Origin of the sequence: Kitasatospora sp. NPDC057198 (assembly GCF_042670125.1) — a bacterium.
In the GTDB taxonomy this organism is placed as follows: Bacteria; Actinomycetota; Actinomycetes; order Streptomycetales; family Streptomycetaceae; genus Kitasatospora.
In genome coordinates, this window is sequence record NZ_JBHUWH010000316.1 from 1 (window position 1) to 9,510 (window position 9,510).

The 9,510-nt window shown below is 74.9% G+C and carries 9 protein-coding genes and 1 pseudogene; 2 read left to right on the forward strand and 8 right to left on the reverse strand.

Translation table 11 applies throughout. The features are described 5' to 3' along the window. Positions 1–772, forward strand: a pseudogene (locus ACFUEL_RS28130) (hypothetical protein); the annotation flags it as partial. Positions 773–785: 13 nt separating this feature from the next. On the opposite strand, the gene ACFUEL_RS28135 reads toward ACFUEL_RS28130, so the two are convergent. Beyond that, positions 786–1,370: a DinB family protein gene (locus tag ACFUEL_RS28135; RefSeq protein ID WP_285737295.1), complete on the reverse strand. Its 585-nt coding sequence runs from the start codon at positions 1,368–1,370 to the stop codon at positions 786–788. A gap of 180 nt (positions 1,371–1,550) precedes the next feature. Here ACFUEL_RS28135 and ACFUEL_RS28140 point away from each other — a divergent pair, with 180 nt between their 5' ends. Further along, positions 1,551–2,120, forward strand: coding sequence for a DUF664 domain-containing protein (locus ACFUEL_RS28140; protein ID WP_380239570.1), 570 nt, complete (start codon positions 1,551–1,553; stop codon positions 2,118–2,120). Between the two features lie 12 nt (positions 2,121–2,132). On the opposite strand, the gene ACFUEL_RS28145 is transcribed toward ACFUEL_RS28140, so the two are convergent. The 7 genes from ACFUEL_RS28145 to ACFUEL_RS28175 are packed head-to-tail and all read right to left on the reverse strand — an operon-like array spanning position 2,133 to position 9,282. Next, complete coding sequence (locus ACFUEL_RS28145) at positions 2,133–3,146, reverse strand: aldo/keto reductase (RefSeq protein WP_380239571.1); 1,014 nt, start codon at positions 3,144–3,146, stop codon at positions 2,133–2,135. Continuing rightward, positions 3,143–4,117, reverse strand: coding sequence for a Gfo/Idh/MocA family oxidoreductase (locus tag ACFUEL_RS28150; protein WP_380239572.1), 975 nt, complete (start codon positions 4,115–4,117; stop codon positions 3,143–3,145). Before ACFUEL_RS28150 ends, ACFUEL_RS28145 begins: the two co-directional genes overlap by 4 nt. A gap of 1 nt (position 4,118) precedes the next feature. Continuing rightward, positions 4,119–5,423 carry a protocatechuate 4,5-dioxygenase subunit alpha gene (gene ligA / locus ACFUEL_RS28155; RefSeq protein ID WP_380239573.1) on the reverse strand — a complete coding sequence of 435 codons (1,305 nt, stop codon included), beginning with the start codon at positions 5,421–5,423 and terminating at the stop codon, positions 4,119–4,121. A gap of 5 nt (positions 5,424–5,428) precedes the next feature. Then, positions 5,429–6,349 (reverse strand): amidohydrolase family protein, encoded by a 921-nt coding sequence (locus ACFUEL_RS28160; protein ID WP_380239574.1) that lies wholly within the window; start codon positions 6,347–6,349, stop codon positions 5,429–5,431. Positions 6,350–6,354: 5 nt separating this feature from the next. Further along, positions 6,355–7,041 (reverse strand): 4-carboxy-4-hydroxy-2-oxoadipate aldolase/oxaloacetate decarboxylase, encoded by a 687-nt coding sequence (gene ligK / locus ACFUEL_RS28165; RefSeq protein WP_380239575.1) that lies wholly within the window; start codon positions 7,039–7,041, stop codon positions 6,355–6,357. Positions 7,042–7,078: 37 nt separating this feature from the next. Further along, entirely contained in the window at positions 7,079–8,041 is a 963-nt protein-coding gene (locus ACFUEL_RS28170) for an amidohydrolase family protein (protein WP_380239576.1), read from the reverse strand. Positions 8,042–8,067: 26 nt separating this feature from the next. After that, on the reverse strand, positions 8,068–9,282 hold the full coding sequence (locus ACFUEL_RS28175) for a 4-hydroxybenzoate 3-monooxygenase (RefSeq protein WP_380239577.1): 1,215 nt from the start codon (positions 9,280–9,282) through the stop codon (positions 8,068–8,070). Positions 9,283–9,510 lie beyond the last annotated feature (228 nt).

A 9,510-nucleotide genomic window follows, 5' to 3' on the forward strand; every position in this document is an offset into this window, starting at 1 on the left:
GTCCGCCCCGCCCCACCCGTCCGTCCCGCCGCGGCCGGCGGCTCCGCCGCGGGGTCGGCGGAGGGTGTGGCCGTGGGCGGCGGTGGCGGCCGCGCTGGTGCTGGTCGGGGCGGGCGCGGTGGCCGTCACCGACCGGGGCGGGACGGGCACCGGGGCCGGGCCGCACGTCCTGCCCGGCAGCCCGCGGGCGCTGCTGCTGGACGGGGTGTCGGGCCGGGTCGAGATCGTCGCCGCCGACGGGGCCGCCGCCACCGCCGAGTACCTGCCCGAGGGTGCGCAGCGCCCCGGACTGGTCGGCCTCGGCCCGGCCGGGAGCGACGGCGCGGTGCCCGTGCGCTGCGCCGCCGGCGGCGACGGACCGTTCGACCGGTGCACCGGGCGGCTGCGGCTGGCCGTCCCGGCGGACACCGCGCTGACGGTCCGCCAGGACTCCGGGGAGATCACGCTGTCCGGGCTGCGCGGCGACCTCGCGCTGTCGCTGGCCTCGATCCGCTGCACCGCCGTCGGCCTGCGCCCCGAGCACGCGACGGTGTCGGTCCGCTCCGGCAGCGCCGACCTGGGCTTCGCCGCCCCGCCCGGCGAGCTGAGCGTGGAGTCCACCTCCGCCTCGGTGGCGCTGCGCCTGCCGGAGCGGGACGGCGGCTACGCGTTCGACTCCGACCAGGTCTCCGCCGACGTCCGGATCGCCCTGCCCGAGCGGCCGGGCGCCGACCACCGGGTGCGGCTGCGCACCACCTCCGCCTCGGTGGCGGTGCTGCCCGCCGACGGGTGAGCGGACGGCCGGTTCAGTCGGCGGCCGGGGGCCGCCAGGGCTCGAACCACGGGTCGGGCCAGCGCTCGGCCGCGGCCAGCAGCGGGAACAGGGTGGCGCCGTCGATGCTCTCGCGGACGATGTCGGCGTGGCCGCCGTGCCGGGAGGTCTCCTCGATCAGGTGCAGCAGCACCCAGCGCACCGACCAGTTCTCCACCTCGGCGGGGAACCACGGCACCCCGCGCGGCACCGGTACCGCCTGCCCGAGGTCGGCGACCGCGGCGACCACCGCGTCCGTCTCCCGGGCCGCCGCCGCGTACGCGTCCAGCACCCCGGCCAGGGTCTCCTGCTCCGTGAGCGAGAACTCGGCGGAGTCGTCCTCGTCCGCGCTCCGCTGCGGTCCGCGCTGCCGCTGCAGGACCAGGTCGGTCCAGCCGGCCTCGCAGCGGGCGGCGTGCTTGATCAGGCCGCCGATGCTCAGCGCACTGGCGGTGGGGGTCATTCGGGCCTGCTCCTCGGTCAGGCCGTGGGCGGTGGCGCGCAGGGCCCGGCGCTGCTGGGCGAGGTAGGCGAGCAGGCCGTCGCGCTCGTCGGCGATGGGCGGTACGTGTGCGGGCATGGGGCAGACCCTCTCGCCCGGGGAGGGAGGTGGTCAAGCCCCGAGTGAAAGAAGTTTCACCTCCTTGCGCAAAAGCATTGTCCTGCGCTGCCTGTCGGTTCGCGACGGGGCATGGATCTTCGCGGCGGTCGACAGTAGAGTTCGTCAGAAATTTTCTGCAAAGGTTTGCAGTGCGAGAGGATGCCCACCGTGCCGAGAGTCGTCCCGCCCGTCCCCGACGAGCGCACGGCGCTGACCGCCTACCTCGCCCACCAGCGGCGCGCACTGCGGGCCACCGCCCACGGCCTGACGGACGAACAGGCCCGGACGGCCGCGTCCGCCGGGGAGCTGAGCATCGGCGGCCTGATCAAGCACGCCGCCCGCTGCGAGGGCTTCTGGACCGACCTGGTCCTGCGGCGGCGGGAGCCGCAGTCGCAGGAGGACGAGTTCCGCCTCGCCCCGAACGAGACGCTGGCCGGAGCGCTGGACGCCTACGCGGCCGCGGCCGCCCGGACCGACGCGGTGGTCGCCGCGGTCGCCGACCTCGGGCAGGCCGTGCCCGTCCCGCCGGGGGCGCCGTGGGTGCCCGCCGGGGTCGAGGAGTGGTCGGTGCGCTGGGTGCTGCTGCACCTGATCGAGGAGACCGCCCGGCACGGCGGCCACGCCGACCTCATCCGGGAGGGCATCGACGGCGCCACCTTCGACCCGCTGCTCGCCGCCGTCGAACAGGGGGCCGATCCGTGGGTGGAGCCGTGGCGCCCCGCCGGATGAGGTGAGCGGACGTCAGCCCGCCGCGCCGCAGCGTTCGGTGTCGATCTCCGGCAGGGTGGCCTCCGCGTAGCGGGAGCCGTGCACCGTCTCGTCGGACAGCACCCGGCCGGCCGCGGCCAGCAGTTCGGCGGGCACGTCCAGGCCGAGGACGGCGACGTCCTCGTGCAGGTGGTCCACCGAGCGGGTGCCGGGGATGGCGACGACGTGCTCGCCGCGGGAGAGCACCCAGGCCAGGGCCAGCTGGGCCACCGTCAGGCCCGCGTCGGCGGCCAGCGCGGCGAGCCGCTCGCGCAGCGCCAGGTTGGCCGGGTAGTGGGCGTCGGTGAAGCGCGGCATGGCGTGCCGGATGTCGCCGGGCGGCAGGTCGGCCATCCGCGGCGGGGCGCCGGTCAGGAAGCCGCGCGCGACCGGGCTGAACGCGACCAGGGCGACGCCGAGTTCGCGGGTGGCCGCCAGGGTGCCGCGCTCCGGGTTGCGGGTCCACAGGCTGTACTCGTTCTGCAGCGCCGCGACCGGGTGCACCGCGTGCGCCCGGCGCAGGGTGGCCGCCGACACCTCGGACAGGCCGATCTCGCGGACTTTGCCCGCCGCGACCAGCTCGGCCAGCGCGCCGACGCTCTCCTCGACCGGGACGGCCGGGTCGAGCCGGTGCAGGTAGTACAGGTCGATCACGTCGGTGCCGAGCCGGGCCAGCGACTGCTCGGCGGTGCGCCGGATGGTCTCCGGGCGGCCGTCGATGACGCGCCGTCCGTCCACCCCGGTCATGCCGCACTTGGAGGCCAGCACGATCTGCTCCCGGTGCGGGCCGAGCACCCGGCCGACCAGTTCCTCGTTGGCGCCGAAGCCGTACAGCGCGGCCGTGTCGAACAGGGTGACGCCCGCGTCCAGGGCGGCGAGCAGCAGCTCGGCGCCGTCCTCGGGGGAGGGCGCGGTGCCGTAGGCGTGGCTGAGGTTCATGCAGCCGAGGCCGACGGCCGGGACTTCGAACGGTCCGATCCTGCGGAGGCCGCCCGTCAGGCCGTTCACGCGCCCACCGGCTCGGCGAGCTGCCGCTCCAGGTCGGCCAGGGTGCGGTAGCAGGGCAGCACCTGGGCGAGCGAGGCGTTCGGCTCCCGGCCCTCGCGGATCGCGGCCACGAACTCGCGGTCCTGCAGCTCGATGCCGTCCAGCGAGACGTCGACGCCGCTGACGTCGATCGGTTCCTCTTCTCCGGTCATCAGATCATCGTAGCGAGCCAGGTAGGTGCCGGTGTCGCCGATGTAGCGGAAGAAGGTGCCCAGCGGGCCGTCGTTGTTGAAGGACAGCGAGAGGGTGCAGATCGCGCCGCTCGCCGCCTGCAACTGGATCGACATGTCCATCGCGATGCCCAGCTCGGGGTGGACCGGGCCCTGCACGGCGTTGGCCCGGACGATCGGCGAGCCGGTCTGGTAGGCGAACAGGTCGACGGTGTGCGCGGCGTGGTGCCACAGCAGGTGGTCGGTCCAACTGCGCTTGTGACCGAGCGCGTTGAGGTTGCTGCGGCGGAAGAAGTAGGTTTGCACGTCCATCTGCTGGACGGCGTACTCGCCCGCCGCGATCCGCCGGCGCACCCACTGGTGGCTCGGGTTGAAGCGCCGGGTGTGCCCGGCCATCGCGACCAGTCCGGTGCGCCCGGCCGCCGCCACGCACGCCTCGGCGTCCGGCAGCGAGGCGGCGACCGGGATCTCCACCTGCACGTGCTTGCCCGCCGCCAGGCATGCCTGCGTCTGCGCGGCGTGCAGCGGCGTCGGGGTGGCCAGGACCACCGCGTCCACGTCGTCCATCGCCAGCACCTCCGCCAGGCTGCCCGCCGACCGGGCGATGCCCTGCTCGGCGGCGAACCTCCGGGCGCTGTCCAGGGAGGAGGAGACCGCGGCGGCCACCTCCACGCCCTCGATCCGGCGCAGCGCGGCGGCGTGCTTGGCGCCGAACGCGCCGCCGCCGGCCAGGGCGATCCGCAGGGGCTGCTGCTTCGTCATGTCAGTTCTCCTCGGCGGGCCGGTGGTGGTTGTTCAGGATCAGGTGGCCGACGGCCGTGTTGGACGCCGGCACGTGGTAGAAGCGGTGCTCGACGTCCACCCTGCCGCCGTCGTCGACGTCGCTCAGCGCGCCGCGCGCGATCAGCCACATCACCAGCTCGATGCCCTCCGAGCCGGCCTCCTCGACGTACTCCAGGTGCGGCACCCGGGCCAGGCCCGCCGGGTCGGCGACCAGCCGGTCCAGGAACGCGTTGTCCCACTCCCGGTTGATCAACCCGGCGCGCGGGCCCTGCAGTTGGTGGCTCATCCCGCCGGTGCCCCACACCTGCACGTCCAGCGGGCGCGGGTAGGACTCGACCGCGCGGCGCAGCGCCCGGCCCAGCTCGAAGCAGCGCGCGCCCGACGGCACCGGGTACTGCACCACGTTGACGTGGAACGGGATCACCTTGCACGGCCACTTCTCCACCTCGCCGAACATCAGCGACAGCGGCACGGTCAGCCCGTGGTCGACCGGCATCTCGTTGGCCAGCGTCAGGTCGAAGTCCTCCCGGATCAGGCAGTGCGCCAGGTGCGCGGCCAGCTCCGGGTCGCCCTCGACGCCCGGCACCGGGCGCGGGCCGTAGCCCTCGTCGGCGGTCGGGTAGGCGGCGCCGGTACCCAGCACGAAGGTCGGGACCAGTGAGAGGTCGAAGGCGCTGGCGTGGTCGTTGTAGACCAGGACCACCACGTCGGGGGTGTGCTCGGCGGCCCACCGCCGGGAGTGCTCGTACCCGGCGAACACCGGCCGCCAGTACGGCTCGTCGGTCTTGCCGTGGTCCATCGCGGCGCCGATCGCCGGGACGTGCGAGGTGAACACGGCGGCCGAGACGGCGGCGTGCTCGGCGGGCGGCGCCTGGTCGGCGTGCGCGGCCTCCAGCACGGCGTGGTCGATCCGGCTGGCCGGGGCGGTGGCCGAGCGGCCGCCGGAGACCATCATGTCCCGGTACTCCTGCTCGGTCATGCCGGTCATCGAGCCCGCCATCTGCTGGAACGAGAAGCCCAGCGTGGCGCCCCACTTGGCGAGGAAGTAGATGTTCCCGCCCTCGCGCACCGCCGCGTTCAGGTCGCGCTCCAGCAGCGCCCGCCTCTGCTCCTCGCGCAGCGGCCAGGCGTCCAGGTAGGCGCGCTCGTCGGCCAGGTAGGCGGCCCGGTTCTCGGCCGTCATCAGCGACATGCAGAACTGGTTGAGGTGGTAGCCGCGGGCGGACTGCTCGGCGTCGAAGATCGTGGTGCCGGGCACCAGCCGGTAGCTGCGGTCGATCGCCATGACACTCAACTCCCTTCGTTCTCGGGCCAGTACAGGCGCACCGGGTTGTCCACCAGCAGCCGCCGGCGCAGTTCGGCGGTCGGCGCGACGTGCGGGAGGAAGTCGACCAGCAGGCCGTCGTCCGGCATGTGGCCCCTCAGGTTGGGGTGCGGCCAGTCGGTGCCCCACAGCACCCGGTCGGGGAACTCCTCGACCACCCGGCGGGCGAACGGCACCACGTCCCGGTAGGCGGCGCGCTCGCCGTCCAGGGCGGGCGGACCGGTCAGCGAGAGCCGCTCCGGGCAGCTGACCTTGCACCAGATGTCGTCCCGGGTCCGCAGGAAGGACAGGAACCCGGCGAACTCCGGCCCGTCCACGTCCTCGGAGACGTCCGGGCGGCCCAGGTGGTCGACCACCAGCGGCACCGGGATCGAGAGGAAGAACTCGCGCAGCTCGGCGAGGTCGGCGGCCTCGAAGTACAGCACCACGTGCCAGCCGAGCGGGGCGATCCGCTCCACCACGTCCCACAGGTCCGCGCGCGGGGTGACGTCCACCAGGCGGCGCACGAAGTTGAACCGCACCCCGCGCACCCCCGCCCCGTGCAGCTCGCGCAGCTCGGCCTCCGACACGCCGGGACGCACCGTCGCCACGCCGCGGGCCCGGCCGCCGGAGCGGCGCAGCGCGTCCACCAGGGCCCGGTTGTCGGCGCCGTGGCAGGTCGCCTGGACGATCACGTTGCGGGCGAAGCCCAGGTGGTCGCGCAGCGCGAACAGCTGCTCGGCGGAGGCGTCGCACGGCGTGTACTTGCGCTCCGGCGCGTACGGGAACGCGGCCGCCGGGCCGAACACGTGGCAGTGCGCGTCCACCGCGCCCGCCGGCAGTTCGAGGGCGGGACGGGCGGGGGAGGGGTGCCAGTCCAGCCACCCCGGGGTCTTCTGCTGGTCCATGGTGATCAGTCCTCGTAGCGCAGGCCGAGCGCGGCCAGCGGGCCGCGCATCGCGTACATGTCCAGGCCGAGTTCGCCCGCGCGCAGCCGCTCGCGCTTGACCGCCTCGTTCGCCTCCCGCTGCGCCGACGCCCCGGCCACCTCGGCGGCCCGCTCGCGCGGCACCACCACCACGCCGTCCGCGTCCGCGAGCACCACGTCCCCCGGCCGCACCAGCGCGTTGGCGCACACCACCGGCACGTTGACCGAGCCCAGGGTGGCCTTCACCGTGCCGCGGGCGTTCACCGCCCGGGAGAACACCGGGAAGTCCATCGCCGCCAGCTCCGCGACGTCCCGCACCCCGCCGTCGATCACCAGGCCCGCGCAGCCCCGGGCCCGCAGCGAGGTCGCCAGCAGCTCGCCGAAGAACCCGTCCTCGCTCTCCGTCGTGCAGGCCGCCACCACCACGTCCCCCGGCCGCACCTGCTCCGCCGCGACGTGCAGCATCCAGTTGTCGCCCGGCTGGAGCAGCACGGTGACCGCCGGGCCGCACAGCCGCGCCGACGGGTACACCGGGCGCAGGTACGGGCGGGTCAGGCCGGTGCGGCCCATCGCCTCGTGGACGGTGGCCGTGCCGAAGGCCGACAGCGCGGCCACCGCGGCCGGATCGGGCCGCTCGACCTTCGTGCGGACGACACCGAGTTCGGTGTGCATGGGTCTCTCCTCCTGGGGGTCGGGGCGGTCGGGGCGGTCAGCGGGCTTCGGGGCGCGCGGCGAGGCGGTCGGTGGCGTCCACGTACCGCCGGGTGTCGTCGAAGTGGTGGCCGGTCAGCGGGTCGACGCCCCGGACGGCGCCGATCATCTCGCTGGCGAACAGCAGCCCCTCGGACGGCACGACCGAGGCCAGCAGGTCGATGCCCGGCCGGTGGTAGACGCAGGTGTCGAAGAAGACGTTGCGGCCCACCAGCTCCTCCGGGGTCGGCCCGCCCAGCGCCTGCGCCAGCCCGCGGAAGCGCCCCCAGTGGTAGGGCACCGCGCCGCCGCCGTGCGGCACCACCAGCCGCAGCGTCGGGAAGTCCGCGAACAGGTCGCCCTGCAGCAGCTGCATGAACGCGGTGGTGTCGGCGTTCAGGTAGTGCGCGCCGGTGGTGTGGAACGCCGGGTTGCAGGACGTCGACACGTGCACCATCGCCGGCACGTCGTACTCCACCAGCGCCTCGTACAGCGGGTACCAGGAGCGGTCGGTCAGCGGCGGCGCCGTCCAACGGCCGCCCGACGGGTCCGGGTTGAGGTTGACCGAGACCGCGCCCAGCTCCTCCACCGCCCGCCGCAGCTCCGGCAGGCAGCTCGCCGGGTCGACGCCCGGCGACTGCGGCAGCATCGCGCCCATCGCGAAGCGCTCCGGGAACAGCGCGCCCACCCGGTGCACCAGGTCGTTGCAGATCCGCGCCCAGGCGGAGGAGACCGCGAAGTCGCCGACGTGGTGCGCCATGAAGCTCGCCCGCGGCGAGAACACCGTCAGGTCGGTGCCGCGCTCGTCCATCAGCCGCAGCTGGTTGGACCCGATCGCCTCCCGCAGGTCGTCGTCGGAGATCCGCAGCTCGGACGGGTCGGGGGCGGCGGCGGGGTCGCCCGCGGCGGCGGTCTGGCGCTCGCGCCAGGCGGCGAGCTGCGGCGGGGCGGTGGTGAAGTGGCCGTGCGCGTCGATGATCACGGGAAGTCTCCTGGAAGTCGGGGATGTCAGGCGGAGGCCGGCCAGCCGGTGTACTGCTCGGCCAGGTACGCGCGGCCCGCGCGGGTGCCCACCACGCTGTCCAGCTCGCCCAACTGGCGGCGCAGCTCGAACGGCGTGGCACCCGGCGCGGTGTGCAGCAGGCGGGTCATCCAGGACGAGAAGTGCTGGGCCCGCCAGATCCGGCGCAGCGCCAGCGGCTGGTAGTCGGACAGCGCCGCCTCGCCCTCGCCGCCCAGCGCCCGCAGCAGCACGCCCGCCAGCACCTTGACGTCGTGCAGCGCCAGGTTCAGCCCGCGCGCGCCGGTCGGCGGCACGGTGTGCGCGGCGTCGCCCGCCAGCAGCAGCGAACCCCAGCGCATCGGCTCCTGCACGAAGGACCGGAAGCGCAGCACCGAGCGCTCCAGGATCGGGCCCTCGACCAGCCGGAAGCCGTCCGGGCCCGCGACCCGGGCCTGCAGGGTCGCCCAGATCCGCCCGTCCGACCAGTCCCCGGTCCGCTCCTCCGGATCGCACTGGAAGTACATCCGCTGGACGCTCTCGGTGCGCCGGCTGATCAGCGCGAACCCGTGCTCCGAGTGCGCGTACACCAACTCCGGTGCGCTGGCCGGGGCCTGGGCCAGCACGCCGAACCAGGCGAACGGGTACTCGGTGCCGTAGCGGGTGCGCAGCGCCTCCGGGACGAGGCCCCGGCAGGTGCTGCGCGAACCGTCCGCGCCGACCACGTAGCGGGCCCGCAGCTCGTGCCGCGTCCCGTCCGCCGCGGTGAAGCGCACCCGGGGGCGGTCGGTGGCCGCGTCCAGCACCTCGGTGCCGCGCACCCCGAAGTGCACCGTCCCGCCGTCGCGCTCGCGGGCGTCGGCCAGGTCGGTGAACACCTCGGTCTGCGGGTACAGCCACACCGAGGCGCCCACCAGCGCCCGGAAGTCGATCCGGTGCGCCCGGCCGCCGAAGCGCAGCTCGGTGCCCCCGTGCTCGTGGCCCTCGCGCAGGATCCGGTCGCTCACCCCGGTCTCCACCAGGTCACGGGCCGCGTCCGCCTCCAGGATGCCCGCCCGGTGGGTGGTGGCGATCTCCTCCCGGGTGCGCAGGTCGACCGCCACCGCCGCCACGCCCGCCCGGCCCAGCCGGTGCGCCAGCATCAGCCCGGCGGGCCCCGCGCCGACCACCGCGACGGGCACTTCGGTGACGGTGTCGACCGGGTCGACGGCGGATTCGGGCATGACGGCTCCAGGGCACGGCGGGGGTGAGGGGTCACGGCACGGACGAGGTCCGGCCCGCCCCGAACGTTGGCAGCCCACCGCCCCGGCCGTCCGCACCCTTTCCGCCTGACGGAAAGGCCCTGCCCCGAGCCGCCCCCGCCGCGCAGACTGCGGTACACCCCCCGGCAGGACCGAGGCCCTGTCCGGCCGATCTTGCCGGGCGCGCGACGCCGGATCATCCCGCCTGGA

Excerpts from the sequence above, each read along its gene's own strand:
- ACFUEL_RS28135 (WP_285737295.1), bottom strand. The coding sequence starts at position 1,370 with ATGCCCGCACACGTACCGCCCATCGCCGACGAGCGCGACGGCCTGCTC.
- ACFUEL_RS28140 (WP_380239570.1), top strand. The coding sequence starts at position 1,551 with ATGCCCACCGTGCCGAGAGTCGTCCCGCCCGTCCCCGACGAGCGCACG.
- ACFUEL_RS28150 (WP_380239572.1), bottom strand. The coding sequence starts at position 4,117 with ATGACGAAGCAGCAGCCCCTGCGGATCGCCCTGGCCGGCGGCGGCGCG.
- ligA (WP_380239573.1), bottom strand. The coding sequence starts at position 5,423 with ATGGCGATCGACCGCAGCTACCGGCTGGTGCCCGGCACCACGATCTTC.
- ACFUEL_RS28160 (WP_380239574.1), bottom strand. The coding sequence starts at position 6,349 with ATGGACCAGCAGAAGACCCCGGGGTGGCTGGACTGGCACCCCTCCCCC.
- ligK (WP_380239575.1), bottom strand. The coding sequence starts at position 7,041 with ATGCACACCGAACTCGGTGTCGTCCGCACGAAGGTCGAGCGGCCCGAT.
- ACFUEL_RS28175 (WP_380239577.1), bottom strand. The coding sequence starts at position 9,282 with ATGCCCGAATCCGCCGTCGACCCGGTCGACACCGTCACCGAAGTGCCC.